The following is a 26,109-nucleotide window of genomic DNA, read 5'->3' as shown; positions in this document are numbered from 1 at the left end:
CCAAGGACACCACCATGCAGATTCAAGGACAAGCCGCCCTCGTGACCGGCGGCGCATCGGGCCTCGGTGAAGCCACCGCACGCGCACTGGCCGCCCAGGGCGCCAAGGTCGCGGTGCTGGACCGCAATGCCGAACTGGCTGAAAAAGTCGCCGCAGACATTGGTGGCATAGCCTGCCCCTGCGACATCACCGACGCCGCCAGCGTGCAGGCCGCCATCGACAAGGCCGCCGCCGCCCACGGCCCCGCGCGCATTCTCATGAATGTTGCAGGCATCGGCAGCGCCAAACGCGTGGTGCAGCGCGACGGCAGTGCCGCGCCGCTGGAAGACTTTGTGCGCGTGGTCAACATCAACCTGATCGGCACCTACAACGTGAGCCGTTTGTTTGCCGCCGCCTGCAGCAAGCTCGACGTGCTGGACAACGGCGAGCGCGGCGTGATGATGTTCACCGCCTCCGTCGCCGCCTTTGACGGCCAGGTGGGCCAGCAGGCCTACAGCGCCTCCAAGGCGGGCCTGGCGGGCATGACCCTGCCCATGGCGCGCGACCTGGCACAGCACGCGATCCGCGTGTGCACCGTGGCGCCCGGCCTGTTTGCCACGCCGCTGATGAAGGAACTGCCCGAGGCCGTGCAGCAGTCGCTGGCCGCCAGCATCCCCTTCCCGCCACGCCTGGGCAAGCCCGAGGAGTTTGCCGAGCTGGCCTGCCACATCGTGACCAACGGCCATCTCAACGGCGAAGTCATCCGCCTCGATGGCGCACTGCGCATGGCGCCGAGATGAGAAGCCCCACTGAGTCGCTTCGCGCCATCCCCCCTGGGGGACGCCACCCGTGGCCTGGCAAAGCCAGTTCCACGGTGGCGCTGGCTTATGCAGCGCCCGTTTGGAGCGCCTCAGGAAATGCGTCGCCATTTGCCAGATAACGAGAGGGCGTGAAAAGCCCCGTTCCAATTTTTTGAGTTTTACCCCGTCATACCAGGAGACAACACCATGACCATCACCCGCCGACAACTCGTCCAGGCCTTTGGCGCCAGCGCCGCGCTGGGCGCCCTGCACCCCTTTGCTGCCCACGCCCAGGTGGACCAGGTGAAGGTGTATTTCGGCTTCCCCGCTGGCAGCTCGGGCGACACCGTGGCCCGCCGCGTGGCAGAAAAGTGGGGCGGCAGCGCCTTCAGCAAGAACGCTGGCGTGGTGGAGAACAAGCCCGGCGCGGGCGGCCGCATTGCGCTGGAGACGCTGAAGGCAGCACCCGCCGACGGCTCGGTGCTGGCGCTGGCGCAGGTCTCGGCCATTGCCAACTACCCGCACATCTACAGCAAGATGAACTACACCGACAAGGACTTCGCGCCCGTGTCGATTGCCGCCGTGATGCACCACGGACTGGCCGTGGGCCCCATGGTGCCCGCCAGCGTGAAGAACGTGAAGGACTTCCTGGCCTGGGCCAAGGCCAACCCCAAGGACGCCAGCTACGGCTCGCCCGGCGCGGGCTCCACGCCGCACTTCCTGGGTGCGCTCTTGGGCATCAACAGCAGCGTGGACCTGCGCCACGTGCCCTACCGTGGCTCCATTCCCGGCGTGACGGACGTGGTGGGCGGCCAGGTGGCTGCCATGGTCACGCCGCACGGTGACTTCATTGCCAACTACAAGGCGGGCAAGCTGCGCATCCTGGCCACCTCGGGCCCCAAGCGCTCGCAGTACGTTCCTGATGTGCCCACGTTCGCCGAGCAGGGCTTCCCCGAGCTGACCACCGAAGAATGGTTTGGCTTCTACGCCCCCGCCGCCACGCCCAAGCCCGTGATTGCCGCCGCCAACGCTGCCATCAACGCCGCCCTGAAGGAAAAGTCTGTCATCGACAGTCTGGCCATCGTGGGCCTGATGCCCCACGGCTCCACGCCCGAGGAACAAGCGCGCTGGCAGAAGGCCGAGTACGACACCTGGGGTCCGCTGATCAAGAAGATTGGTTTCACCGCAGATTCTTGATTCCCCCCTGAGGCGCTGACGCGCCTTCCCCCCTGAGGGGGGACGCCACCCGTGGCCTGGCAAAGCCAGTTCCACGGTGGCGCTGGCCTCGGCCGCGACAGTGTTTGCGGCTTGGGTCACTACACAGGGCACTGCGCCATCACTGCAGCGACCCACCTCACACGTTCGGGCTGAGCCTGTCGAAGCCAGCGCGCAAGCAGCCACCAGGCTTGTGCAGACGAAATTCAGAAGAAAACGGCCTCCAGCGCTTATCCATCAAGCGCCAATAGCTATCAAATAGTGAGCATTTAATGCAAGCACGCCAAGCCCTTGCCGACATCCAGCATCTGCTGACCCACGTGTTGCAGGCGCCCAGCCGCTGGCAGGCGCTGGCGCCGTTTGCCGACACCGATGGCGAGCTGGCTGCGCAGGTGCTGGACGAGGCAGCCAAGTTCGTCGACAACGCCATCGCCCCGTTGCAGCGCACGGGCGATGAGGAAGGCTGCCGGTTTGCCGCAGGCAAAGTGCACACGCCCGCAGGATTTCGCGATGCCTACCAGGCCTTCTGGCAGGCGGGCTGGCCGTCGCTGTCGTGCGCACCCGACGACGGCGGCCAGGGCCTGCCTGCGGTGCTGGAGTGTGTGCTGTTTGAATGGCTGGCCGGTGCCAACCATGGCTGGACCATGGCGCCCGGCCTGCTGCATGGCGCGTACGAATGCATCAAGCACCACGCCAGCGATGCCCTCAAGGCGCAGTACCTGGAGAAGGTCTCCACGGGCGAATGGCTGGCCACCATGTGCCTGACCGAAGCCCACGCGGGCAGCGACCTGGGCCTGGTGCGCACGCGCGGTGTGCCGCAGCCCGATGGCAGCGCGCGGGTGAACGGCAGCAAGATTTTTATCTCTGGCGGCGAGCACGACCTGACAGACAACATCGTGCACCTGGTGCTGGCGCGCTTGCCCGATGCACCGGCGGGGCCCAAGGGGTTGTCGCTGTTCCTCGTACCGAAAGTGCTCCCAGACGGCAGCCGCAATGCCGTGGTGTGCGAGCGCATCGAAGAAAAGATGGGCCTGCACGGCAGCCCCACCTGCGTGATGCGCTTTGACGACGCCACCGGCTGGCTGGTGGGCGAGCCGAACAAGGGCCTGAACGCCATGTTCGTGATGATGAACGCCGCGCGCCTGCATGTGGGCCTGCAAGGCATCGGCCTGCTGGAAGCCGCATGGCAAAAGGCCAGCGCCTACGCGGCAGAGCGCCGCCAGATGCGCGCGCCCGGCGCCAAAGACACCAGCCTCATCCAGGACCACCCCGCCATCCGCCGCACGCTGCAAACCCAGCGCGCCTGGATCGACGGCGGCCGTGTGCTGGCCTACCACACGGCACTGCAGCTCGATGTGGCCAAACACAGCACCGACGCGGGCGAGCGCGCCGCCGCCCAGCGCTGGTGTGCACTGGTCACGCCCGTGCTCAAGGCCGCGCTCACCGACCAGGGCTTTCACGGCGCCAGCGCCTGCCTGCAGGTGTTTGGCGGCCACGGCTATGTGCGCGAATGGGGCATCGAGCAGATCGTGCGCGATGCGCGCGTGGCCATGATCTACGAGGGCACCAACGAGATCCAGGCCATCGACCTGCTGGTGCGCAAGGTGCTGGCCGATGGCGGCCAGGGCCTGGCGGCGCTGCTGGCCACACTGCCCGGCACAGCGCCCAGCCCTGCGGCCAGCGCACGACGCCATGCGCTGGTGGAGATCACACAGACGCTGGCGATTGCCGCCCAGTCCGACGCCGAGCTGCCCTACTGGGTGGCCGACGACTACCTGCGCGCCGTGGCGCTGGTGCTGCTGGACTGGGCCTGGTGCCAGATCGGCGCGGCCAGCCACGGCGAGCGCTGGAACGCCCCTGCCCAGGCACTCACCCAGTGGGTGCTGCCCGAATTCGACATGCGCGCCGCCATCCTGCGCCAACGCATTGCACAGTCTCTGGAAATCAAAAACAAATTGGCCGCCAGCGCTTGATGGACAAGCGCTAACAGCTACAACATCAGTAGCAATCGCTGGTAGGGCTGCACCAACTCCTGCAGTGCATTGAGGCCGCGCTGCGGGTTTCCCTGGGCCTCAGATAACAAACGGAGACAACAGCATGACCATTACGAAAAGAAGAATGCGCATCCACCCCCTCGCCCTGTCGGCCCTGCCGGCAGCCCTGCTGATCGGGTGCGGAGGGGGATCGTCAGATGCAGGGCTGCCGCAGCTGGCAGCCGCCAACCCGGGCACCTTGAAATCGTGCAGCGACCTGGCCGCACGCATCAACTTTCCCAACACCACCATCACGGCGGCCAGCCCCGTAGCGGCAGGTACGCTGACCGTGGCGGGCACCCCCGTGGCAGCGCACTGCCAGATCACCGGCACCATGCACTCGCGCGTCAGCGCTGTGGATGGCAAGAACTACGCCATCGGTTTCGAGATGCGCCTGCCCAACGCCTGGAACGGCCGCTTCTACTACCAGGCAAACGGTGGGCTGGACGGCAGCGTGGTGCCCGCCACCGGCAGCTACAGCTCGGGCGTGCAGGTGACCAGCGCCTTGCTCCAAGGCTTTGCGGTCATCAGCTCGGATGCCGGCCACACCGGCGCACAGAACAACACCTTCGGTTTCGATCCGCAAGCCCGCCTGGACTACGGCTACCAGGCGCCCCAGAAGCTCACACCCATGGCCAAGAACGCCATCGAGCTGGCCTATGGCCGCGCGCCAGACCGCTCGTACTTCGGCGGCTGCTCCAACGGCGGGCGCCACACCATGGTGGCCATGTCGCGGCTGGCCAATGAATACGACGGCTTCCTCGCGGGCGACCCAGGCTTCAACCTGCCCAAGGCAGCAGTCAGCCAGGTGTGGGGCGCCAAGAAGTACGCGGCCCTGGCCACGCCCGGCGCCATGACCACCGCGCCCGCCTGGCTGGGCGGCTTTCCGGTGCCCGACATCGGCACCGCATTCACCCCCGCCGAGCGCACGCTGGTATCGAACCGCATCCTGGCCAAGTGCGATGCGCTGGACGGCGTGACCGACGGCATCGTCGGCGATGTGGCGGCCTGCCAGACCCAGTTCAAGCTGAACGACGACGTGCCCACCTGCACCGGCGCGCGCGATGGCAGTTGCCTCACTGCCGAACAAAAGACGATGGTGGCCGAGATCCACACCGGGGCCAAGACATCGGCAGGCGCCGCCATCTACAGCACCTTCCCGCTGGACCCCGGCATCGCCAACCAGGACTGGGCGACCTGGGAGTTCGTGATCGGCCAGGTGCTGGACCCATTGTCCTCGGGCACCGTGTTCAGCACGCCCCCCGTGCAGCAGACGCTGGCCACGGCCAACATTGACCAGTTGGCCGCCTCCATCTTTGCCACCAACGCCACGTTCACCGAATCGTCCATGTCGTTCATGACGCCGCCCAACCCCACCGACCTGGCCAAGCTGAAAGGCCGTGGCGCCAAGGTCATGGTGTTCCACGGCACGGGCGATGCCGTGTTCTCGTACGACGACACCGTGAACTGGTACAAGGGCGTGGCCGCTGCCAACCAGGGCGATGCGAGCAACTTTGCGCGCCTGTTCCCCGTGCCCGCCATGGGCCACTGCGGCAGCGGCATCACCACCGACCAGTTCGACATGCTGACCCCGCTGGTCAACTGGGTCGAAAAGGGCCAGGCCCCCGACAAGGTGATCGCCCAGGCGCGCGGCGCTGGCAATGCCGCCGGTGCCAACCTGGAGCTGCCCGCCAGCTGGTCTGCTAACCGCACCCGCCCGCTGTGCGCCTACCCCAAGGTGGCGCGCTACAACGGCACGGGTGATATCGAAAGCGCCAGCAGCTTCAGCTGCAAGTAGTGCCCCGGCCCTGGCCACTGCGGCCAGGGCCTTTTTTGACTGCGCCCTTCCCCCGCCCACCTGGAGACATCGCATGCCACACCCCCTCCCGCGCACCCTCCCTTTTTCGGCCCTGGCCATGGCTCTGGGCACCGCCACGCTGCTGGCGGGCTGCGCCAATGCGCCGCGCACCACGCCCCCGCCGCAGCTGGGCGCCGCCACACCCGCCACGCTGAAAAACTGCACCACCCTGGCCCAGAGCCTTGCGCTGCCCGACACGCGCATCACCTCGGCAGAGATGGTGGCCGAGGGCCCAATCACGCTGCAGGGCAACACCACCCAGGCACCGGCGCACTGCCTCGTCAAAGGCAAGATGAAAGAGCGCACCGGCCCCGTGGACGGCGCCAGCTACGCCATCGGTTTTGAGATCCGCATGCCCGTCAACTGGAACGGCCGCTTTCTGCACCAGGCCAACGGCGGGCTGGACGGCAGCGTGGTGACTGCACTCGGCGCGGTGAGCGGCGCCGCCCCCGTGGCCCCCGGCCTGGTGCAAGGCTTTGCCGTGCTCAGCTCTGACGCGGGCCACGGCGCGCCCACGCCCTTCTTTGGCCTGGACCCCCAGGCCCGACGCGACTATGGCTACCAGGCCGTGGGCACCCTCACCCCCATGGCCAAGGACCTGATCAAGGGCGCCTACGGCAAGGGCCCCGACCGCTCGTACATCGCCGGCTGCTCCAACGGCGGCCGCCACGCCATGGTGGCCGCATCGCGCTATGCCGACCAGTACGACGGCGTGCTGGCGGGTAACCCCGGCTTCAGCCTGCCCAAGGCCGCCACCGCGCAGCTGTGGAAGGCCCAACAGTACGCCAAGGTGGCCACCAAGGACGCCAACGGCCAGCCCGACCTGACCAAGGCCGTGAGCCCCGCCGAATTCCAGCTCATCGGCCGCAAGATCGTGGAGCGCTGCGACGCGCTGGACGGCGCCACCGACGGCCAGGTGAACGACGTGCAAGCCTGCCAAGCCGCCTTCAACCTGCAACGCGACGTGCCCACCTGTACCGCTGCCAACACCGCGCGGGACGGGTCGTGCATCTCTGCCGAGCAAAAGAACGTGCTGGCCAGCATCTTTGCCGGGCCCCAAAACAGCAAGGGCGAAGCCCTGTACACCGGCACCTGGTTCGACCCCGGCGTGGCAGGCAGCAACTTTGCGTTCTGGCACTTCAACGCGCCCACCACGCGCGACGCGGGTGCCGTGGCCTTCTTGTTCACCACACCGCCCTCCACCCTGGACGCCTTCAAGGCCACCACCGGCCTGCAGTACGCAATGAACTTCAGCATGGACGCGGACTACCCCAAGATGTTCGCCACCACACCGGTCTACACCGAGTCATCCTGGTCGTACATGACTCCCCCCAACGCGGCTGACCTGAGCGCCCTGCGCAACCGGGGCGCCAAGATGATGGTCTACCACGGCGTGGCCGACGGCGTGTTCTCGCCCATCGACACCGCGAACTGGATGGACCGCGTGCAGGCCCACCACGGTGGCAAGGCCGACGACTTTGCCCGCCTGTACCTGGTGCCCGGCATGAACCACTGCTCCGGCGGCCCCGCCACCGACCAGTTCGACATGCTGGCGCCGCTGGTGGCCTGGGTGGAACAGGGTAAGGCGCCGGAGAGCGTGACGGCGAAGGCACGTGGTGCGGGGGCCAAGGTGGTCAACGCCGAACTGCCTGCCAGCTGGTCTGCCAACCGCACCCGGCCGCTGTGTGTGTACCCGAAAGTGGCGAGGTACAACGGGACGGGGGATGTGGAGAGTGCGAGCAGTTTTAGCTGTAAGTGAGGGGAGATTGAAAATACGAAGCCCGGCTGATGCCGGGCTTTTTGTTTGTGCGAAGGGGCAGCTAAAAGCCCCTCATGCTGACGTCGCAGGGCTTGAGCGGTTTTCTGCTTACCAATGATCTGCAGGGTCCTATTTCCGCCGGTGGCAACACCTGTCAGCGAGCGCTGCCCTCGCGCACCGCATTCAGCCAGTTCTTGACATGAGTACCGTGCTCATTGAACCAATCCTGGAACAGAATTCGACGAACGTTGACGATGTCGCCCCACAAGCGGTGTGACTGCTCCAAGAACTGCTCAGCAGCATCTGGCCTTCCATGCCAGGAGGCCTCTGCATTGCTGATCCAGCGGAGATACTGGAGCCAGGACTCCTTCACCCAAAGCTTCGTAGAGCCCGTCTGTATCAGCTCCATGATCCGGCCGCTGGCCGGGTTGTCAGAAAGGTCCTTATCGCCAAACCAACCGTCTCTCCGAAGGCGTTCAACGTCGGCGCTGCGAAGCAAGGTCAGCAGGCTTCCTTCCGTCCAGTAGGCGGCCTGCTGCCCTCCACCCTTCTCCTCTTGCCACCGTCCGGGCGAGAACCGTCGCAGGTTCATGTATTTACCCGAAGAGATATCCGTCGCACCAGCGTACTTCCACATCACCAAGTCGTGAGACGCGAAGGCGACGTGGACGCGCATCTGGGCGGAGAGCAGCTTGACGAGGTGCACCGCAGTAGGAAGGCCTGCAGGGTCAGCAAGTGGCTCGCGCTGCTGCTTGACGTCTTCGTTGAGGAACGTGAGATAAATCCGGTCACAGCGGCTACGCGATAAGACGGATGCAATCGCGTAAGCCCTGGATGGATTGGCTAGGTCGCTTAGGCTAACGATTGCTGTTAGTAGCGTCTGGAGCCCATGAATAGACGCTTCCTGCCACGTAGCGTCTGCTATTTCGACCATAAGGCTGTAGTACGCGTCTTCGAAACGCCTAGGTAGCAGAGCTGGTGAACAAATTGCGTTTACACCTAACTTGGCCCCCTCCTCTACCACTTCGATTCCACGACGAATCCACCATGCCGCATCAGCATGGTTGGCAGTCGCGAAATCCGAGGGGAAGTACGACCACCGATCCATAAGCCCCTTGTCTACTGCGGGGTTGTATAGCTGTGGGTCGAGGATGACGTCGAGGTTGGGGCGCAAATCCCCAAGCCTGGTTAGCCCTGCAGCAACGTCGGCAGGACTATCGTTTACCGGGCTGAGCACCATCCCCGCGTACCTACCAATGTCAGGTTCTTCGAAGAGGTTCCAAGAGTTGTGACCCAGTTGTAGATATGCAGCCATAGCGCTACTCCTCTCAATTGCGTTTCAAGGCGTCGATGAAATCCGTGGGTCTTCGGTAGCGTGCTACAGGCCAGACTTTGAGTGCCTGGGTCAAGCTGGCGAAGCCGAGGTCATGCAGACGCTGCGCGCTTGCTGCCGGTAGTTCCTGGCGGGAAGCAACCGTAAGGATGGCGTCATGGATTGACTTGCCAGACGCGGCCCAAGGGTGGTGCCCCAAGAGACACTCCGCGAGCACGAGCCCAAGATCGAACTGGTCAGTCCGCCAGTCGATCAAGCTCTTTTCGTTGTTGAGTTGCTCAGGTGCTGCATATGCAGGTGTCCCGGGGCCCATTTGCATGAACGCATGAGTCAACGTAGGCTGATCCAACATCCGGACAATGCCGAAGTCTGTCAACACCGGGCGCTTGTCACTACCCCCCCGAAACATAATGTTGGCGGGCTTGATATCGCGATGGACCAACCGCTTATCGTGTAGATGCTCCAGGGCTTCCGCGAGGCCGATCCCGACGTAGCGTACTGAATCAGGCGTGATAGGCCACTGCTTAAGGCCCGCTTCCAAAGTGCCTCCTCCGAGATACTCCTCGTAAACCACCCAGAGTTGGTGACCAGCGTGGCTATGTGCGAAGGCCTGAAATAGCTTGGCGAGGGAAGGATGCTCACAGTCCCGGAGAGCCTCCGCCTCACGGACGAGCCGATCCGTCCCACCTGAAACAGCGGCGAGCTTCAGAGCAAACGGAGCGCCGTTATAGACCGCGAGATAGGCACTTTTGAAGGCGCCCCTGCCGAGGAGCCCTCGGAACTCAAACCCGCATTGCTGGCAAAGCTGAGCGGCAGCTGCGTCGAGGTTCAACGCGGCGCTCATCTTCCAGCGCGTCGAAATGCTCGTGCGCCTGCGCGCGCAGCCATGTCAATAGCGCGCCCTGCTCGGATGCTTCGATGAGCACTTGCACGGACTTCCCGTCGAATGAACATAGTCCCACCCCTCTCAACTCGAACTCACCTCGCTCCCTGAGGGCTCTGATGGCCACATGAGCAGGGACGATGACGTATGACTTGTTGGCGTACGCTGTACTGCGATACGCCTGATGAAACGCTCTCTTCCAGTTATCCAACTTGGCCTCGAAGGCCACCAGGGTCTTTCGACGATGTCGAACAAGGACATCAACGAATCCGGTGTGGTGATCCCACTCCTTCGTGATTTGCACCTTGCCAAACGTGGTCCTGCCTTGAGCAAGCTTGCCGATGAAGCGGTCAACGAATTCCGCCTCGGTCGCGAATTCGGCTCGGCGCTCAATCGAGGTTGCCGTGGTGATCATGAAACGAATTGAAACAGCTAAAAAAATAGTCTAACAGCATGCCGAGGGGGACCAGCGAATCGGCGAAGGGATACAGCATGGTCGTCATCCACCACGAGAAGGCTGGGCCTTCCGAACGCGGGGCGGCAGCCGCCTACTCCAACGTCCCCGGCGCGCGCTCAGCCGCCGTCTGCAATCTGCGAGCTTCTTCTTTCGCCTTCTTCCCTTGGTCGTAATGCCACTTGATGGCGAAGAACATGCCGGTGCCGAAAACGACCACCTTGAACACAATGAAGACTATCGGGACCCAATCCATTTTTGAGATTTTCCTGGCTGCTGATTGGCACCATCGGATGTGAAGTGCACTGCCTTAAAACGCTGCATCGGCAGCTTCATCGTGTTCAAGCCATCGTCGAACCTCACATCGACAGCACTGGGCAAATGATCTGAAAACTTGGTGCGATGCTATCGGGCCTGCTGTGCGGGCGTAAGCATCAGTTCCGCCTAAATTTTGCGTAGCAGATGGAGACCGCTGCCCAACGCGACTGCCTGCACCGAATGCCGATCTGGGCGCAAAAAAGGCCTGCATGAGAGAACCCCATGCAAGCCTTTGATTGGGTGGCAGTACGAATGCCGGATGCTCAGAACGGCAACCCCACGTAGTTCTCCGCCAGCGACCCCAGCGCCTTCTCCGACGAGAACAGATACGCCAGGTCCGTGTCCTGCAGCTTCTGGTCGTACGCGATGGAATCCGGGAAGGTGTGCAGCATCGTCGTCATCCACCACGAGAAGCGCTGGGCCTTCCACACGCGGGCCAGGGCCTTTTCGGAATACTTGTCCAGGCCGGTGCTGTCGCCATCCTTGTAGTGCGCCACCATGGCGTGGTACAGGTAGTAGATGTCAGACGCCGCGCTGTTCAGGCCCCGTGCGCCGGTGGGCGGCACGATGTGGGCGGCGTCGCCCGCCAGGAACAGGTTGCCGTAGCGCATGGGCTCGGCCACGAAGGAGCGCAGGGGGGCGATGGACTTTTCGATGGATGCGCCGGTGATGAGCTGTGCGGCCACCTCGGCGGGCAGGCGGCGCTTGAGCTCGGCCCAGAAGGCTTCGTCGGACCAGTCTTCCACCGTGTCGGTCAGCGGCACCTGGATGTAGTAGCGGCTCAGCACCTGCGAGCGCAGCGAGCACAGCGCAAAGCCGCGTTCGTGCTTGGCGTAGATCAGCTCGGGCGAGACGGGCTTGGTGCGCGAGAGCACGCCCAGCCAGCCGAAGGGGTAGACCTTTTCGTATTCCTTGAGCACGTCGCGCGGGATGGACTTGCGGCTCACGCCGTGGAAGCCGTCGGCGCCGATGACGAAGTCGCAGTCGATGCGCACCACTTCGTCGCCACTGCGGTAGGTGACATACGGGTTGGCGCTTTTCAGGTCGTGGGGCTGCACGTCTTCGGCGTTGTGGATGACGACGCCCTTCATGCGGTCGCGCGCTTCGTAGAGGTCGCGCGTCAGCTCGGTCTGGCCGTAGACCACTACGGAGCTGCCGCCGCTGTACTTGTGCAAATCGACCCGGTCCATCTTGCCGTCGTGGGCGATGATGAAGCCGTCGTGGATCTCGCCTTCCTTGTCCATGCGCTCGCCGCACTGGGCCTCTCGCATCAGTGCGGCAAAGCCGTGCTCCAGCACGCCGGCGCGGATGCGGCCGAGCACGTATTCGCGGCTTTGGCGCTCCAGCACGATGGTGTCGATGCCCTTGAGGTGCAAGAGCTGCGAGAGCATGAGGCCCGAGGGGCCTCCGCCGATGATGCAAACCTGGGTTTTCATGGTGTCTCCTGGTGTGGTTGGTGCGTTCATGACATGGGTCAAACGGACCACCCAAAGATACGTGGCACAGTCGCCGCGTTGAATGGACGGATGGAGCCAGAACATGCACTTTTCGAACATGGCGGAGAACCACAGCAGCATCCAGTCGTACAGCCTGTTCGGCGAGTCGCAGCACCTGCCCGATGTGCTGCACTGCGAGACGATTGCCGCGCGATCGGTGCTGCACGACTGGGAGCTGGCCCCGCACCGGCACACGCGGCTGCACCAGGTGCTGCTGATCGAATCGGGCGGCGGCGTGGCGCACCTGGATGGCGAGCAGCACGCGCTGGCCGCCGGTGCGCTCATCAACGTGCCGCCGGGCCATGTGCACGCGTTTCGGTTCACGCAGCACACACAGGGCTGGGTGGCCACGCTGGCCGATGAATTGATGGACGAAATTTTTGTGCGCGTGGGCGATGTGCGTCGCGATCTGGCGCGGCCCGCCGTGGTCACCGCCAGCCCACCCATCAGCCAGGCCATGGGGCAGATCTGGCAGGAGTTCTCGGGCCGCGCCAAGGCGCGTGCGCTGGTGCTGCGGGGCCTGAGCGCCACGCTGCTGGGCTGGGTGGCACGGGCCATTGAAGACCACAGCCCGGGCGACACCGCTGCACCAGAGTCCAGCCTGGTGCAGCGGCTGGAGGCGCTAATTGAGGCGCATTTTCTGGAGCACTGGCAGGTGGCGGACTATGCGCGCGCGCTGGCCGTGTCGCCCACGCACCTGAGCCGCGTGGCACGGGCCACCACGGGCGTATCGGCCCAGCGGCTGATTGAAGCGCGCCTGATGCGCGAGGCGCGGCGCAACCTGGCCTACACGCACCTGGGCGTGGCCACCATTGCCTACACGCTGGGCTATGCCGACCCGGCGTACTTCACCCGCGCCTTCACGCGCGATGCAGGCTTGTCGCCGCGCAGCTTTCGCGCGCAGGTTGCGGCATCAAGCCCGGGCCGGAGCGCGTGAGCCCGGTGACACGCTGCTGACACTGCGCTGTCAGCAGGCCGCCGCGACCATCAAGGCTTCTTTTTTGAGTTTGCACACACAAGGAGCCTTTGCATGAAAAACGCCATCACCTGGTTTGAAATCCCCACCACCCAACTCGACCGCGCCCAGACTTTTTATGAAACCGTGCTGGGCCAGCCCCTGCGCCGCGAGAACATGGGGCCCAGCGAAGGTGCTGTGTTTCCCTACGACGGCGCATCAGACGGCGTGGGCGGCGCGTTGATGATGGGCCCGACGGCACCGCAGGTATCGGGCAGCGGCACCCTGGTGTACCTGGACGCATCGCCCTCGCTCGACGCCGCACTGGAGCGCGTGGTGGCGCAGGGCGGCCAGGTGGCCCTGCCGCGCCAGGCCCTGCCGCCGGGCATGGGATTTTTTGCGCACATCCATGACCTGGATGGCAACCGCGTGGGTTTGCACGCACTTTCTTGAAGAAGGGACAACCGCATGGAAACACAGGAACTGCACCGGGGCCGGCTGATTGACCACATCCAGCTCGTTGTGCGCGATCTGGCGGCCAGCCAGGCGTTTTACACAGCCGCGCTGGGGGCGCTGAAGGTGCCGATGGGTGGCGCGGACGAGGGCTATTTCTGGGCGGACGAGCTGTTTGTGTCGTCAGCCGACAGCCTTGCTGCGCAAGGCCACCTCACCGGCCGCACGCACCTGGCCTTTCAGGCGCAGGACCGGGCAATGGTGGATGCCTTCTACCAAGCCGCGCTGGCCCACGGCGGCACCGACAACGGCGCACCGGGCGAACGCCCCTACCACCCCGGCTACTACGCCGCCTTTGTGCTGGACCCGGATGGCAACAACATCGAGGCCGTGTTCCATGGCGACGCGCAGCGCAGTGCGGCGTCGGTGAAGATCACGTTCTGAGGGGTGGATCAGCCCGCCTCCGGGCGGGCCAGGCCGCGCAGCGGGATGGGCGTGGAGAACACGATGGACGTGCGTGTTTCGCCATAGCCGTTGATGTCGCCCAGAAAGCGCTCCAGATCGGGCAGGTCGCGCGCCACGACCTGCATCACGTACGAGTCGTTGCCGCTGACATGGTGGCATTCGAGCACCTGGGGCGACTGACGCAGCTTGTCGATCAGCGCCTTCTTGCCGGGCTGCGGCACGTTGATGCCCACCACGGCGCGCACGCCGTAGCCAACCTTGGCGGGGTCGATGTCGGCATGCACGCCGCGCACCACGCCCGCCTCTTGCAGGCGGCGCAGGCGCTCGAGCGTGGCGGGCACCGACAGGCCCACGGCCTCGGCCAGTTCCTTGAGCGAGGCGCGGCCATCGGCCTGCAGCGCGCTGATCAAGCGCCAGGCTTTGTCATCGACTTCCATAAAAGCCTTTATCGGTTGGCACAGAAAAAAACGAAACCCAATTCTGGATTCGCCGAATTTTCTGCATTCTCCACCGCCCGCCGCCGACCTAGCATTGGTGCATGGACTTGACCTCAATCACCGTGTTTCTGCAAGCCGCCGTCATCGGCGTGCTCATCGCGGCCCCCGTGGGCCCCATTGGCTTGTTGACCATGCAACGCACCCTGGAGCGGGGCCTGGCGGCCGGGCTGGCCACCGGCCTGGGCGCCGCTGCGGCCGATGCGGTGTATGGCGCCGTGGGTGCCTTCAGCGTGCGCTGGCTCATCGATGGGCTGACCCAGGCCAAGACGCCGCTGGCGCTGGGCGGCGGCGCACTGCTGCTGGTGCTGGCGTGGCGCACCTGGCACGCGCCGGTGGCCCACAGCGCCGCCCCGGCGCGCGATGCGCGGGGGCTGCTGGGCCTGGCGGCAGGCACGTTTGCGCTGACGCTGGCCAACCCAGCCACCATCGTGTCGTTCATTGCGGTGTTTGGCTCGCTGGGGGCAGGTCGACCCAGCCTGCCGTCGCCGCTTTGGATGGTGGCGGGCGTGCTGGTGGGCTCTGCCGCCTGGTGGCTGCTGCTGACCGGCGCGATTGCCTACCAGCGGCAGCGCTTTACGCCCGCCTGGCGCCAGCGCATCAACCGGGCGTCGGCCCTGCTGCTGGGCGGGTTTGCACTGTGGCAGTGGGGGCAGTTGGTCTGAGAACCCGTGCGCTGCTGACAGGGATGCTGCAAAGGTACTGACACTGCGGTGTCAGCAGCACGTCTGCACCATCGGTGGCTTCTCTGACCAGGAGCTTTCTCATGACCGACGCCGTGCTGCAACACCCCCTTTGGCCGGATGCCGAGCCTGCGCGCAACGACATGCCTGTGTCGGCAGCGCCCCCCGTAGCCACCACGCGCCGCAACTGGATTGCCGTGGCCTGCGCCCAGCACGCCCGCCGGGGCTGCGCCACGCCTGGCGCGGGCTACATGCAGGTGTGCCATGGCAAGGTGGCGCCGCTGCAGCGCATACGGCCCGGCGACCGCGTGGCGTACTACGCGCCCACCATCACGATGGGTGGCAAGGACCGGCTGCAGGCGTTTGTTTCCATCGGCATCGTGCAGTCGGGCGCGCCGTATGCGTTTGACATGGGCGGCGGGTTTGTGCCGTCGCGGCGGGACGTGGCCTATGTGCCTGCACGTGAGGCGGCGATTGCGCCGCTGCTGGACGCGCTGGAGTTTGTGGACGACCGCCAGCGCTGGAGCAGCAAGTTCCGCTTTGGGTTGTTTGCCGTGAGCGACCACGACATGCGCCTCATTGCGCGGGCCATGCGAGCCGAATTGCAATTGCTACATTTTTAGTAGCTACCAGTGCAATCGGGACCAGCGCTAGGGCCCTAAAAGACTCAAAATTGACTTTGAATGGCCGCGTGGCGCGTCAGCACACCGCCATCAGCGTGTCTACCACCCTGCGTTGGGCGGCGGTCAGGGCGGCATAGCCTTCACGCAGCAATCGCAGCACGATCTCGTGGATTTCCAGTTCACTAGCGGGCATGGTCTTCTCCTTGAACGACAGTGGACGGCCGCTGCTTGGGCAGGCCGATGACGTGGGCGCCTGCCACAACAATGCGGGCGCCCGGGCCTGCCCCACCATGGACCAAGCCCCGATGCCACTGTGCCGAGGTGGCGGCGCAGGCGGTGGCGCGATAAATGGGGAAGTTCGCGGCCTTTTTTGCGCACCGCTCCATTGCCAATGCGCCTAAGGAGCGGGGGCCCCTGGCGCATAGGCGTCGATGACCGGCGGCTCGCTGTCCCCCGCAGCGGTGCGGGCCAGCTTGAGCCAGGTCCAGGTCTCCACATCGGGCGCGTCGTAGCTGCCGTAGGACTGCCCGCCCCACGAGAAGTACGAGCCCTTGTTGCCCGTGCTGACGGTGCGCTTGCCCACGGCCAGCCCGCCGTCCTTTAGCAGCGCCAGCCTGAAACCCTGCAGCACGCCGGAGGTCCCCGGCTCGTTGCCGGACGGCGCGGTCTGCGGAGCCAGGTCGAGCATGCCGGAGCTGCAGCGGGCCTGCGCGCCGCCGTAGGTGACCAGGCTCCACTGCCGGGTGAGCGAGGTGCGCACGTTGCGCGCGCGGTTGATGGTGCGTGTGCGCAGCGTGGTTTCGCCGCGCTGCTGCTGCACCCATACCTGCATCTCGGCCGAGCCAGTAAAAAACGGCAGGCGGCCCCGCACACCCGCAGGCTCCACCGGCGGCCAGGCGTACACGCCTTGCAGGGATGGGCAGCCGAACCAGCTGCTCTGCACGGGACCAAACGCCGGGGGCGGCTTGGGCGACCCCTGCACGTCCGGCCCGCAGGCCGTGAGGGCCAGGCAACACAGGGCCAGCGTTGCGGCCCCGCCTATGCGCTGCGCGCGCCGGTGCGGGGTGCGCAAGGCGCTGTGCGATGGCAATGCGAGGGCTTGTGTCATGGTGTGTGCAGGTGTTGCTGGCCCGATTGTCGGGCTGAACACTGCGCCTGCAGATGCTCGAATTTTTATAGCATCTAGCGATTACCCAACAAGCGCTAGCGGCCTAAAACACTTCAAAACTTGATGATCAAGGATGTGCGGGCCCCGCCCGCACACGCGCCAGCGCCTCGGGCACATCACGCCACGCAGGGCGGCCCGGCGCGTAGCGCTGGCGCATGTAGCCCGCCAGCTCGGTGATCTGCGCGTCGCTGAGCGCGTGGCCAAAGCCGGGCATGAAGCCGATGCCCCGCGCGGCGGGCTCGCGGATGCCGTGCACGATGACCTGCAGCAGGTTGTCGGGCCGGTCGCTGTGCAGGTTGCTGTTCAGCGCCAGGGGCACGTTCACGCCCAGCAGGCGCGGGCCGTCGCCGTCGTGGTGGCAGGCGGCGCAGGCGCCGTCGAACAGGCGCTGGGCCTGGCCGGGCTGCGGGGCCAGCGCGGCGGCCTGGGCCACGGCGGTTTGGGCGCGCTGCTGCGGGTCAGACACAGGCAGGGTGGCTGGCTGGGTAGCCGCTTCCGTAGCGGTGAACGAGGCCAGGTAGCCCGCCATGGCGCGGATGTCGTCGTCGGGCAGATGCGCCAGCTCGCGTACCACGGGCGCCATGGGGCCGGAGGCGCTGCCGTGCTGCGGGCTGTGGCCGTGGCGCAGGTAGCCATACAACGCATCGGCCGTCCAGGGCACGGGCGCCTTCGACAGGCCGGTGAGTGCAGGCGCCTCCCAGCCATCCACCATGGCGCCCGACAAAAACGCAGCGCCACCCAGCTCAGCCCCCAGCGCATTGCGCGGCGTGTGGCAGGCGCCGCAGTGGCCCACGCCCTGCACCAGGTAGGCGCCCCGATTCCATTCGGGCGGGCGGGTCGGGTCGGGCTTGAACGGGGTCGCCTCGTGGAACAGCGCGTTCCAGCCCGCCATGAGCGGGCGCACGCTGAAGGGGAAGGTCAACTCGGCCTTGGGCACCTCGGCCCGCACGGCGGGTTGCGCCATCAGGTAGGCGTACAGCGCGGTCAGGTCGTCGTCGCTCATCTTGGCGAACGACGTGTAGGGGAACGCGGGGTACAGGTGTTTGCCGTCACGCGAGATGCCTTCGCGCATGGCGCGCTGGAAAGCGCTGAAGGACCACTGGCCGATGCCGGTCTCGGCGTCGGGCGTGAGGTTGGTGGTGTAGACCTTGCCGAACGGGGTGTCCATGGCGCGGCCCCCCGTGTTGGGCATGCCACCGGGGGCGGTGTGGCACACCACGCAGTCGCCCGCAGCAGCCAGCAGGCGGCCGCGCTCGATGGTGGCGGCGTTGTAAACCGACGCGCCCGCCGTCTGCACCACGGGCGCGATGGAGGGGCGCCAGCCCAGCAGCGCCGCGCCCACGGCGATGCCACCAGCGGCCAGGGCCAAGGCGCGGGCCCAGGGGCTGCGCTGGGCGGGCCATGTGGCGCTGGTGGGCACGGTGGGTGCGGGCAGTTCCAGCGTGGGCAATACCTCGGCCTGCTCAGTGGGTGGGGTGCTGCCTGCAGCCGCCTCGCCTGCGCCGCCGGGCAAGGGGTTGAGCCCGGCGCGCACCACCTCGGGTGTGAAGGGCGGCGCGCGGAAGCGTACGCCCGTCGCATCAAAGATTGCATTGGCAATGGCCGCCGTTCCCGGCACGGACGACGACTCGCCCGAGCCCAGCGGCGCCTCGTCCTGCCGGGGCATGTGCATGACCTCGATGACCGGCACCTCGCGGAAGCTCAGGATGGGGTAACTGCCCCACTCGCGGTTGTCCACGGCCTGCTTGACGGGCTCGAACGTCACCTGCTCCTTGAGCGCGCGGCTGGTGGTCTGCAGCACGTTGCCGTGCACCTGCTGCTCCACCCCGGCGGGGTTCACCATCAGGCCAGCGTCGTGCCCCACAACCACGCGGCGCACGTGCACCTCGCCGGTCTTTTTGTTAACCTCCACATCGGCCACCCAGGCGGCCCAGGCGGCGCCAAAGCCGGGCCATTTGCTGTGGATGTAGCGGGCATAGGCAAAGCCCTGGCCTTGCACCCAGTCTCCACCCAGCGGCCGCTGCTGCGGGCCGGTGCGGCGAATCCAGCCCGCCTTTTCGGCGGTGGCCTGCACCAGCTCGGCGGCGCGCGGGTCGTTCAGCAGTTGCAAGCGGAATTGCACCGGGTCCACCCCCGCAGCAGTGGCCAGCTCGTCCACATACGACTCGTGCGCAAACGAATTGGGCAGGGCCGACACGCCGCGCAGCCACGACGCGCGCACGATGGGCGGCATGTCGTTGACGGCCACGCGCAGGTTGTCGTACTGGTAGGGCGGGCGCGCGGTGCGGTCGCCCATCTCGTAGGCCTGGGCCACGGGCTCGATGGTGCGGGTGAGCAGCAGGGCCAGCGTGGGCGCGCCGTTGGAGGGGTAGGACGTTTCAAAGTCATACGCCGCCACGGTGCCATCGGCCTTGAGCCCGCCGCGCACCTGCATGAGCTGCGCCGTGCCCTTGGGCTCCCACTGGTGCTCCTGCTCGCGCGTGAGCTGCACGCGCACCGGGGCGCCCACCGCGCGCGAGAGCAGCGCGGCATCGGCCGCCACATCGTCGGCACCGTTGCGGCCATAGCAGCCTGCGGCCTCCATGCGGATGAGGTCGATGTCCACATCGGGCAGACCCATCAGGCGGGCCAGGTCGGCGCGCAGCACATGGGGGTTTTGCGTGCCCGCCCACACCGCCATGCGCGGGCGGCCCGTGCTGTCATCACTGCGCCATTCGGCCACCGCGCAGGACGGGCCGATGGAGCCGTGCATCTGGTAGGGCCACACATAGGTGCGCGGCATGGGCCGGCCGTTGGCAGACAGCGCGGCCAGGGCACCCTCTACATCGCCTTCGTCCACCAGACGGCGCTGCGTGGCGGGGTTGGCGCGGATGGCTTGTTCCAGCGCCTCGGTGCTGTCCTGGCGCGGGAAGCCGGGCCAGTCCTTCCAGCGCACTTTCAGATCGCGCAGCGCCTGCTCGGCCTGTTCCTCGCGCTCGGCGACGATGCCCACAAAGTCACGGATCACCACCACGGCGCGGATGCCGGGGATGTGGGCGATGGACTGCTGGTCCACCGATTCGAGCGTGTTGCCGATGAAGTCGCCATGGTCCGCCCCCGCATACGGCGGGCGCACCACGCGGCCGTGCAGCATGCCGGGCACGCGCATGTCGTGCACAAACACCAGCTCGCCATTGACCTTGGCGGGGATGTCCACGCGCGGCACGGATTGGCCGACCAAGGTGTAATCGGCGGCGGCCTTGGTGGCCGTGGCATCCACCAGCTCCAGCGTGGTGTGAGCGCCCGCCAGCAGCGCGGCGTAGGCCACTTGGTGCGAAGGGTCTGCAGTGACCTGCACCACCCCCGCGCGCACCTGCAATTGATCCACCGGCACGCCCAGCCGCTCTGCGGCCTGCGCCACCAGCCAGTGGCGCGCCTGCGCGGCGGCGGTGCGCAGGGGCTTGGCGTGGATCTGGATGGAAGCACTGGCGATGGTGGCGCCCTGGTTGGGCGCGCGGGTGGTGTCGCCCAGCACCATGTTCACCTGGGCCAGCGGCACATCGAGTTCTTCGGCCACGATCTGCGCGAGTGCGGTGCGGATGCCGGTGCCCAGGTCCACATGGCCGTTGAGTGCGGTCACGCTGCCGTCGTCCCACACGGCGATCAGTATCTCCACGCCCTCGGCCGGGTTGCCCGCCACCAGGGCGGGCTGGCCCCTGACGGGCGGCGGTGCGGGCGGCGGGTTGCGCACCACCAGCAGCACGCCCTGGGCGGCATGGAAGTCGGCGCGGGTGAGCGGGCTGTGGGCGCGCAGGGGCGCGGCGTTGTCAGGTGTGGCGCTCATGCCTGGGCCTCGCGCATCAGCTGGGCCGCGCGCAGCACGGCGCGAATGATTTCGACATGTGTGCCGCAGCGGCACAGGTTGCCCGACAGCTCGCGGCGCACGGCGGCTTCGTCGGGGTCTGGGTCGCGCTCCAGCAAGGCCACGGCCGTCATCACCATGCCGTTGAGGCAGTAGCCGCACTGCGCGGCCTGTTCATCCACAAAGGCCTGCTGGACCGGGTGAAGACCTTCGGTGCGGCTGCAGCGGCCGGGCAGGCCTTCCAGCGTGGTCACCTCGCGGCCTGCCACGCCCTGCGCCGGGATCACGCAGGCCCGCGCGGCAATGCCGTCCACCAGCACCGTGCACGCCCCGCACTGCCCCAGGCCACAGCCGTATTTGGGGCCGTTGAGCGACAGGTCATTGCGCAGCAAGTGCAGCAGCGTGGCATGGGTGGAGGTACTTGCTGGCAAGGCACAAGGCTGGCCGTTGACGACCATGGTGTGAAGCGAAGCGGGCGCGTGCATGTCTCTTTGGGGTGCCCTCAGCGCCGGAGACTGCCGGTGCGCGTGTACATCTCCAGATCCACAAAGTTGGAGCCATTGTGGTTGCCCGGGCCGTACTGCAGCGGAAAGTCACCGATCTTGGTGGTGCCCATGTCTTCCATGGCCTTGATGAAGCCTTCGCGCGTGAGCGCTTTGCCCGCGCGTTTGAGGCCCTCCACAAACACGCGGGCGGCAATGTAGCCCTCCAGCATGGTGTAGCTGTCGATCTTCTCGCCCGCGTCAACGCGGTCCTTGCGGTAGTCCGCCACGATGGGCAGGCGGCTGGCCTGTGGCGAGGGCACGATGCTGGCCGTGACCAGCCCTTCGATGCCGCCGTTCAAGCGCTGCGCAGAGCCCGGCGCATCCGTGATGCCCACCGATATCGTGTACAGCGGCGAGGCGCCGCCCCCGGCACGGTAGTCGCGCAGGAACACCTCCACCATCTTGCCCGCCATGATCATCACCACCGCACCAGGCTGCGCCTTGGTGAGCGAGGCTACCTGGGCCTTGGCGTCGGTGGCGGCGATCTCCATGGGCACGGACTCCACCACCTTGACCTTGAGCCCCTGTGCAATCTGCAGGCAGGTGTCGAGGTTGGATTTGCCAAATGCGCTGTTCTGGTAGATGACCGCAATGTTGTGGATGCCCAGCGTGGCCAGGTGCCCCACGATCTTGCGCAGTTCAGCCTCGTAGCTGGCACGCACGTGGAACAGGTAGCGGTTGTGGTTGGTGCGAAACGATGTGGTGCCGACCAGCGGGGCAAACATGGGCACACCGGCCTTCTCCGCAATGGGCATGGCAGCGATCAGGTTGCCTGTGGCCACGTAGCCGATGAGGGCGAACACCTTGTCCTCATCGATCAGCTTGGTCGTGTTCTCGGCCGTCTTCTTGGGGTCGTAAGCGTCGTCGTGGGACACCAGCTCCAGCGTGCGCCCCAACACGCCACCCGTTTTATTGACCTTGTCGAAGTAGAGCGCGATGCCCGCCTTGTAGTCCACCCCAAAATCCTTGGCGGGCCCGGTAAACACGGCCGACTGTCCCACCTTGATGCGGGTGTCCGTCACTCCGGTCTCGGCAGCGGCCGGCCCCGCCCAGGCCCATCCCGCTGTTGCCACCAGCCCCGCCATGGCAGTCCGGCGGTCGATGCATCCATCCTCCACTCCTCGACACTTCATGTAGTGCTCCTTACATCAAAGGCGCCAGTTTCGGGGCTTGTGCTCGCATCGCGCAAGTGTTTGAAGAGGTGTTTTTTGTAACCAACAGCACCCGTGTGCGGCGCACCACATCGCACGGCTGCGCAGGTGCATCACACGCTCAGGTAAGCGCGCCGCACCTCTTCGTTGGCGGCCAGCTCTTCCATGCTGGCCTGGTAGCGGATCTGGCCCTTTTCGAGCACATAGGCGCGGTCGGACACCAGCTCGGCAAAGTGCATGTTCTGCTCGGACAGCAGAATGCTGACGCCCTGCTCCTTCAGCTCCAGGATCATGTGCGCCATCTGCTCCACGATGACGGGCGCCACACCTTCGGAGGGCTCGTCCAGCAGCACCAGGTAGGGGTTGCCCATGAGCGTGCGCGCCACGGTGAGCATCTGCTGCTCGCCGCCGCTCATGCGCCCGCCGGGGCGCTGGGGCATTTCGCCCAGGTTGGGAAAGAGCTTGAACAGGCGCTCGGGCGTCCACACCGGGGCGGCCATGCCGTCGGGCCAGGTGCGGGCGGGCTGGCGGCCTACCTCCAGGTTCTCCATCACCGTGAGGTCGGTGAACACGCGGCGGTCTTCGGGCACAAAGCCCAGGCCCAGGCGCGCGGCATCGTGCGGGTCGCTTTTGGAGATGTCCTTGCCCATGAACTGGATGCTGCCCTTGCGTTTGGCCAGCATGCCCATCAGCGTCTTGAGCGTGGTGGACTTGCCTGCGCCGTTGCGGCCCATCAGGGCCACGACTTCGCCACGGCGCACGTCCAGATCCACGTCGTACAGGATTTGCGCCGCACCATACCAGGCCTGCAGCCCTTTGGCCTGGAGCAGCAGTTCTTTGGGTTCGTTGGTCTTCATGGTCATGCCGCCTCCGCATTGGCTGCGGCTTTCTTCTCAAACGTCTTGCCGGTGCCGAAGTAGACCTCCTGTACCTTGGGGTGGTCACGCAGCTCCAGCGGCTTGCCCTCAGCGATGAGGCGCCCGCGCGCCAGCACGATCATGCGGTCGGCGTATGCAAACACCACATCCATGCTGTGCTCGGTGAAGAGCACGGCCATGTTGCGGTCGATCACCAGCTGCTTGGTCAGCGCCATGAGTTCGTTGCGCTCCTTGGGCGCCATGCCGGCGGTGGGCTCGTCCATGAGCAGCAGCTTGGGGCTGTTGGCCATGGCGATGGCCAGCTCCACGCGCTTCACATCGCCATAGGCCAGCACGCTGCAGGGGCGGTCGGCCTGCGACTTCATACCCACCTGGTCCAGCAGCGCCAGGGCCTCGTCGCGCTTGTGGTCTGCCGCCTTGCGCCACATCGCAAACAGGCGGTTGTCGTTGGAGATCAGTGCCATCTGCACGTTCTCCACCACCGTGAGCGATGCAAAGGTTTCAGCGATCTGAAAAGTGCGGCCCACACCCATGCGCCAGATGTCGCGCGGCTTGCGGCCCACCAGCTCCTGGCCATTGAGCTGGATGGAGCCTGCATCGGCTGGCAGCTGGCCGTTGACCATGTTGAAGGTGGTGGACTTGCCCGCGCCGTTGGGGCCGATCAGCGCCAGCAGCTCGCCAGCAGCCAGCTCGAAGTGGATGCCATCCACTGCCTTCACGCCGCCAAAGGACTTGCCCAGGCCAGAGACTTTGAGCAGGCTCATGCCGTGCCCTCCTTCATGTTCTTGGCTTCGCGCTTGTTGTCGAAGATCTGCTTGATGGCCCCCGCAATACCCTGCGGAAACAGCAGCACCAGGATGAGGATGATGGCGCCCAGCATGGCGCGCCAGTAGTCGGTGTTGCGCGCCACGGTGTCGTGCAGCCAGGTGAAGGTGACCGCGCCCACCACAGGGCCCGCCAGCGTCTGGATGCCGCCGAGCAGCACCATGACGAGGCCATCGACCGAGCGGCCCACATGCAGCGTCTCGGGCGAGATGCTGCCTTTGGAGAACGCGAACAGCGCACCACCCAGGCCGGCGAACAGGCCGGCGATGACGAAAGCCGTCCACTGCATGCGCTTGACGTCAATGCCGATCGCATCGGCCCGGAGCACGGAATCCCGCCCGGCCCGCAGCGCGTAACCAAACGGCGAGAACAATACGCGGCGCAACAACAGCACACCACCCACCACCAGGGCCAGCGTGAGGTAGTAGTAGTTGCGCTTGTCTGACAGCCACTCGGCCGGCCATACGCCCGTGAGGCCGTTGCTGCCGCCCGTGAAGCCGTCCCACTGGTAGCAGATGGCCCAGGTGATCTGGGCAAACGCCAGCGTCAGCATGGCCAGGTAGACGCCCGACAGGCGCACGCAGAACCAGCCATAGAGCAGCGCGCCCGCCGCCGCCGCCAGCGGCGCCAGCACCAGCGCCAGCTCCATGGGGATACCCGCCGAGCGCACCAGCAGCGCTGCGGCATAGGCGCCCAGGCCAAAGTACGCAGCGTGGCCGAACGAATGCATGCCCGCCGGGCCCATGATGAAGTGCAGGCTGGCCGCAAACAGCGCGGCAATCAGCAGGTCGATCATCAGCACCGTGAGGTATGGCGAGCCCGTCGTCAGCAACGGCAACAGCACCAGAGCAACCACCAACGCCGCGCCACCGAGCTTGAACCAGCGCTCGGGCTGGCGCAGAGGCGCCTCGGGCAGGCCGGTGTTGCGGCTCACGCCCTGCGGCTTGCCCATGAGGCCCCAGGGGCGCCAGACCAGCACCACGGCCATCACCAGAAACTCCACCACCAGCGTGAGCTTGGAGAACGACACGCTGAAACCGAAGATGTCCACCACGCCCAGCCAGATGCAGATGGCCTTGATTTCGGCGATCAACAGGGCCGCGACATAGGCGCCCGGAATGGAGCCCATGCCCCCCACCACGACCACCACAAACGCTGCGCCGATGGTGTTGAGGTCCATCTCCAGCGTGGCGGGTTCGCGCGGCAGCTGCAACGCACCGCCCAGGCCCGCCAGCAGCGCGCCCAGGGCAAACACCGCCGTAAACAGCCAGGCCTGGTTCACGCCCAGCGCGCTTACCATTTCGCGGTCTTGCGTAGCAGCGCGCACCAGCGTGCCCCAGCGTGTGCGGGTGAGCAGCAGCCACAACAGGCCCAGCACCACCGGGCCTACGACGATCAGAAACAGGTCATACGAAGGGAACTGCCGCCCCAGGATGTTGACCGAGCCCGACAGCCCCGGCGCGCGCGGGCCCAGCAGTTCTTCCGGCCCCCAGAACCACAGCGCTGCGTCCTTGATGACCAGCACCAGTGCAAACGTGGCCAGCAGCTGGAACAGCTCGGGCGCCTTGTAGATGCGGCGCAGCAGCACCACCTCCACCAAAGCGCCCAGCGCCCCCACCACCACCGCCGCCAGCAGCAGCGCGGGCCAGAAGCCCAGGCCGGTGCCCAGCTTGGCCACCAGCGAATAGGCCACATAGATGCCGACCATGAAGAACGAGCCATGCGCAAAGTTGACGATGCGCGTGACACCGAAGATCAGCGACAGCCCGGCGCCCACCAGGAACAGCGAGGAGGCCCCCGCCAGTCCGTTGAGCAGCTGAACGATAAAACTCGAAAAACTCATTCCACATCCTTCGGGGTCACGGCAAGGTCCATCCCTGCAGGTCGGCGCCTGCGCTAT

The 26,109-nt window shown here is 66.1% G+C and carries 23 protein-coding genes; 10 read left to right on the top strand and 13 right to left on the bottom strand.

The genetic code is table 11. The features are described from left to right. The first annotated feature begins 14 nt into the window (after window positions 1-14). From C8C94_RS19750 to C8C94_RS19730, 5 genes are all read left to right on the top strand, one after another. Window positions 15-779, top strand: coding sequence for an SDR family NAD(P)-dependent oxidoreductase (locus C8C94_RS19750; RefSeq protein WP_121421922.1), 765 nt, complete (start codon window positions 15-17; stop codon window positions 777-779). A 207-nt stretch (window positions 780-986) separates the two neighbouring features. Further along, a complete protein-coding gene (locus C8C94_RS19745; RefSeq protein ID WP_121421921.1) occupies window positions 987-1,976 on the top strand; it encodes a Bug family tripartite tricarboxylate transporter substrate binding protein in 990 nt (329 codons plus the stop codon). Between the two features lie 290 nt (window positions 1,977-2,266). Then, window positions 2,267-3,967, top strand: a complete 1,701-nt coding sequence (locus C8C94_RS19740) for an acyl-CoA dehydrogenase family protein (protein ID WP_121421920.1) — start codon at window positions 2,267-2,269, stop codon at window positions 3,965-3,967. Window positions 3,968-4,091: 124 nt separating this feature from the next. Then, complete coding sequence (locus C8C94_RS19735) at window positions 4,092-5,825, top strand: tannase/feruloyl esterase family alpha/beta hydrolase (RefSeq protein WP_233573526.1); 1,734 nt, start codon at window positions 4,092-4,094, stop codon at window positions 5,823-5,825. Window positions 5,826-5,898: 73 nt separating this feature from the next. After that, window positions 5,899-7,644: a tannase/feruloyl esterase family alpha/beta hydrolase gene (locus C8C94_RS19730; protein WP_121421918.1), complete on the top strand. Its 1,746-nt coding sequence runs from the start codon at window positions 5,899-5,901 to the stop codon at window positions 7,642-7,644. A 154-nt stretch (window positions 7,645-7,798) separates the two neighbouring features. On the opposite strand, the gene C8C94_RS19725 is transcribed toward C8C94_RS19730, so the two are convergent. From C8C94_RS19725 to pobA, 5 genes are all read right to left on the bottom strand, one after another. Beyond that, window positions 7,799-8,959 (bottom strand): hypothetical protein, encoded by a 1,161-nt coding sequence (locus C8C94_RS19725; RefSeq protein ID WP_121421917.1) that lies wholly within the window; start codon window positions 8,957-8,959, stop codon window positions 7,799-7,801. A 13-nt stretch (window positions 8,960-8,972) separates the two neighbouring features. After that, window positions 8,973-9,821: a serine/threonine-protein kinase gene (locus C8C94_RS19720; RefSeq protein ID WP_121421916.1), complete on the bottom strand. Its 849-nt coding sequence runs from the start codon at window positions 9,819-9,821 to the stop codon at window positions 8,973-8,975. Beyond that, a complete protein-coding gene (locus C8C94_RS19715; RefSeq protein ID WP_121421915.1) occupies window positions 9,760-10,275 on the bottom strand; it encodes a hypothetical protein in 516 nt (171 codons plus the stop codon). Before C8C94_RS19715 ends, C8C94_RS19720 begins: the two co-directional genes overlap by 62 nt. A gap of 133 nt (window positions 10,276-10,408) precedes the next feature. Next, complete coding sequence (locus C8C94_RS25765; protein ID WP_199731303.1) at window positions 10,409-10,570, bottom strand: hypothetical protein; 162 nt, start codon at window positions 10,568-10,570, stop codon at window positions 10,409-10,411. A 325-nt stretch (window positions 10,571-10,895) separates the two neighbouring features. Continuing rightward, window positions 10,896-12,068: a 4-hydroxybenzoate 3-monooxygenase gene (gene pobA / locus C8C94_RS19710; protein ID WP_121422997.1), complete on the bottom strand. Its 1,173-nt coding sequence runs from the start codon at window positions 12,066-12,068 to the stop codon at window positions 10,896-10,898. A gap of 103 nt (window positions 12,069-12,171) precedes the next feature. Between pobA and C8C94_RS19705 the strand changes: the two genes are divergently transcribed. The 3 genes from C8C94_RS19705 to C8C94_RS19695 all read left to right on the top strand — a co-directional run bounded on the left by C8C94_RS19705 (window position 12,172) and on the right by C8C94_RS19695 (window position 13,980). Then, on the top strand, window positions 12,172-13,065 hold the full coding sequence (locus C8C94_RS19705; protein WP_121422996.1) for a helix-turn-helix domain-containing protein: 894 nt from the start codon (window positions 12,172-12,174) through the stop codon (window positions 13,063-13,065). 93 nt (window positions 13,066-13,158) lie between these two features. Then, on the top strand, window positions 13,159-13,536 hold the full coding sequence (locus C8C94_RS19700) for a VOC family protein (protein WP_121421914.1): 378 nt from the start codon (window positions 13,159-13,161) through the stop codon (window positions 13,534-13,536). 15 nt (window positions 13,537-13,551) lie between these two features. Further along, window positions 13,552-13,980 carry a VOC family protein gene (locus C8C94_RS19695; protein ID WP_121421913.1) on the top strand — a complete coding sequence of 143 codons (429 nt, stop codon included), beginning with the start codon at window positions 13,552-13,554 and terminating at the stop codon, window positions 13,978-13,980. Window positions 13,981-13,988: 8 nt separating this feature from the next. On the opposite strand, the gene C8C94_RS19690 is transcribed toward C8C94_RS19695, so the two are convergent. Then, window positions 13,989-14,438, bottom strand: coding sequence for an Lrp/AsnC family transcriptional regulator (locus tag C8C94_RS19690; RefSeq protein ID WP_015012065.1), 450 nt, complete (start codon window positions 14,436-14,438; stop codon window positions 13,989-13,991). Between the two features lie 101 nt (window positions 14,439-14,539). Between C8C94_RS19690 and C8C94_RS19685 the strand changes: the two genes are divergently transcribed. Together C8C94_RS19685 and C8C94_RS19680 are read left to right on the top strand one after the other, a co-directional pair. Further along, window positions 14,540-15,160 (top strand): LysE family translocator, encoded by a 621-nt coding sequence (locus C8C94_RS19685; RefSeq protein WP_121421912.1) that lies wholly within the window; start codon window positions 14,540-14,542, stop codon window positions 15,158-15,160. A gap of 101 nt (window positions 15,161-15,261) precedes the next feature. Beyond that, window positions 15,262-15,801: an EVE domain-containing protein gene (locus C8C94_RS19680; protein WP_233573525.1), complete on the top strand. Its 540-nt coding sequence runs from the start codon at window positions 15,262-15,264 to the stop codon at window positions 15,799-15,801. A 397-nt stretch (window positions 15,802-16,198) separates the two neighbouring features. Here the strand turns inward: C8C94_RS19680 and C8C94_RS19670 are convergent, their stop codons facing one another. The 7 genes from C8C94_RS19670 to C8C94_RS19640 all read right to left on the bottom strand — a co-directional run bounded on the left by C8C94_RS19670 (window position 16,199) and on the right by C8C94_RS19640 (window position 26,052). After that, window positions 16,199-16,909: a hypothetical protein gene (locus C8C94_RS19670; protein ID WP_233573524.1), complete on the bottom strand. Its 711-nt coding sequence runs from the start codon at window positions 16,907-16,909 to the stop codon at window positions 16,199-16,201. Between the two features lie 127 nt (window positions 16,910-17,036). Next, on the bottom strand, window positions 17,037-20,792 hold the full coding sequence (locus C8C94_RS19665; protein ID WP_121421909.1) for a molybdopterin cofactor-binding domain-containing protein: 3,756 nt from the start codon (window positions 20,790-20,792) through the stop codon (window positions 17,037-17,039). After that, a complete protein-coding gene (locus tag C8C94_RS19660) occupies window positions 20,789-21,295 on the bottom strand; it encodes a (2Fe-2S)-binding protein (protein ID WP_121421908.1) in 507 nt (168 codons plus the stop codon). Before C8C94_RS19660 ends, C8C94_RS19665 begins: the two co-directional genes overlap by 4 nt. Before the next feature lie 17 nt (window positions 21,296-21,312). Then, window positions 21,313-22,488 carry an ABC transporter substrate-binding protein gene (locus C8C94_RS19655; RefSeq protein ID WP_199731302.1) on the bottom strand — a complete coding sequence of 392 codons (1,176 nt, stop codon included), beginning with the start codon at window positions 22,486-22,488 and terminating at the stop codon, window positions 21,313-21,315. Window positions 22,489-22,619: 131 nt separating this feature from the next. After that, complete coding sequence (locus C8C94_RS19650; RefSeq protein WP_121422994.1) at window positions 22,620-23,363, bottom strand: ABC transporter ATP-binding protein; 744 nt, start codon at window positions 23,361-23,363, stop codon at window positions 22,620-22,622. Between the two features lie 2 nt (window positions 23,364-23,365). Next, the gene (locus C8C94_RS19645) at window positions 23,366-24,148 is read right to left on the bottom strand and encodes an ABC transporter ATP-binding protein (protein ID WP_121421906.1); all 783 of its coding nucleotides are present in this window, start codon (window positions 24,146-24,148) and stop codon (window positions 23,366-23,368) included. After that, window positions 24,145-26,052: an ABC transporter permease gene (locus tag C8C94_RS19640; protein WP_121421905.1), complete on the bottom strand. Its 1,908-nt coding sequence runs from the start codon at window positions 26,050-26,052 to the stop codon at window positions 24,145-24,147. Before C8C94_RS19640 ends, C8C94_RS19645 begins: the two co-directional genes overlap by 4 nt. Window positions 26,053-26,109 lie beyond the last annotated feature (57 nt).

This window comes from Acidovorax sp. 94 (assembly GCF_003634645.1).
Lineage (GTDB): Bacteria > Pseudomonadota > Gammaproteobacteria > Burkholderiales > Burkholderiaceae_C > Acidovorax > Acidovorax facilis.
The sequence above is the reverse complement of the archived record's forward strand: the minus strand, read 5'-3'. Positions and strand labels throughout refer to the sequence as shown.

Coding starts and splice junctions, on each gene's coding strand:
- C8C94_RS19750 (WP_121421922.1), top strand. CDS start 15: ATGCAGATTCAAGGACAAGCCGCCCTCGTGACCGGCGGCGCATCGGGC.
- C8C94_RS19745 (WP_121421921.1), top strand. CDS start 987: ATGACCATCACCCGCCGACAACTCGTCCAGGCCTTTGGCGCCAGCGCC.
- C8C94_RS19740 (WP_121421920.1), top strand. CDS start 2,267: ATGCAAGCACGCCAAGCCCTTGCCGACATCCAGCATCTGCTGACCCAC.
- C8C94_RS19735 (WP_233573526.1), top strand. CDS start 4,092: ATGACCATTACGAAAAGAAGAATGCGCATCCACCCCCTCGCCCTGTCG.
- C8C94_RS19730 (WP_121421918.1), top strand. CDS start 5,899: ATGCCACACCCCCTCCCGCGCACCCTCCCTTTTTCGGCCCTGGCCATG.
- C8C94_RS19725 (WP_121421917.1), bottom strand. CDS start 8,959: ATGGCTGCATATCTACAACTGGGTCACAACTCTTGGAACCTCTTCGAA.
- C8C94_RS19720 (WP_121421916.1), bottom strand. CDS start 9,821: ATGAGCGCCGCGTTGAACCTCGACGCAGCTGCCGCTCAGCTTTGCCAG.
- C8C94_RS19715 (WP_121421915.1), bottom strand. CDS start 10,275: ATGATCACCACGGCAACCTCGATTGAGCGCCGAGCCGAATTCGCGACC.
- C8C94_RS25765 (WP_199731303.1), bottom strand. CDS start 10,570: ATGGATTGGGTCCCGATAGTCTTCATTGTGTTCAAGGTGGTCGTTTTC.
- pobA (WP_121422997.1), bottom strand. CDS start 12,068: ATGAAAACCCAGGTTTGCATCATCGGCGGAGGCCCCTCGGGCCTCATG.
- C8C94_RS19705 (WP_121422996.1), top strand. CDS start 12,172: ATGCACTTTTCGAACATGGCGGAGAACCACAGCAGCATCCAGTCGTAC.
- C8C94_RS19700 (WP_121421914.1), top strand. CDS start 13,159: ATGAAAAACGCCATCACCTGGTTTGAAATCCCCACCACCCAACTCGAC.
- C8C94_RS19695 (WP_121421913.1), top strand. CDS start 13,552: ATGGAAACACAGGAACTGCACCGGGGCCGGCTGATTGACCACATCCAG.
- C8C94_RS19690 (WP_015012065.1), bottom strand. CDS start 14,438: ATGGAAGTCGATGACAAAGCCTGGCGCTTGATCAGCGCGCTGCAGGCC.
- C8C94_RS19685 (WP_121421912.1), top strand. CDS start 14,540: ATGGACTTGACCTCAATCACCGTGTTTCTGCAAGCCGCCGTCATCGGC.
- C8C94_RS19680 (WP_233573525.1), top strand. CDS start 15,262: ATGACCGACGCCGTGCTGCAACACCCCCTTTGGCCGGATGCCGAGCCT.
- C8C94_RS19670 (WP_233573524.1), bottom strand. CDS start 16,909: ATGACACAAGCCCTCGCATTGCCATCGCACAGCGCCTTGCGCACCCCG.
- C8C94_RS19665 (WP_121421909.1), bottom strand. CDS start 20,792: ATGAGCGCCACACCTGACAACGCCGCGCCCCTGCGCGCCCACAGCCCG.
- C8C94_RS19660 (WP_121421908.1), bottom strand. CDS start 21,295: ATGCACGCGCCCGCTTCGCTTCACACCATGGTCGTCAACGGCCAGCCT.
- C8C94_RS19655 (WP_199731302.1), bottom strand. CDS start 22,488: ATGAAGTGTCGAGGAGTGGAGGATGGATGCATCGACCGCCGGACTGCC.
- C8C94_RS19650 (WP_121422994.1), bottom strand. CDS start 23,363: ATGAAGACCAACGAACCCAAAGAACTGCTGCTCCAGGCCAAAGGGCTG.
- C8C94_RS19645 (WP_121421906.1), bottom strand. CDS start 24,148: ATGAGCCTGCTCAAAGTCTCTGGCCTGGGCAAGTCCTTTGGCGGCGTG.
- C8C94_RS19640 (WP_121421905.1), bottom strand. CDS start 26,052: ATGAGTTTTTCGAGTTTTATCGTTCAGCTGCTCAACGGACTGGCGGGG.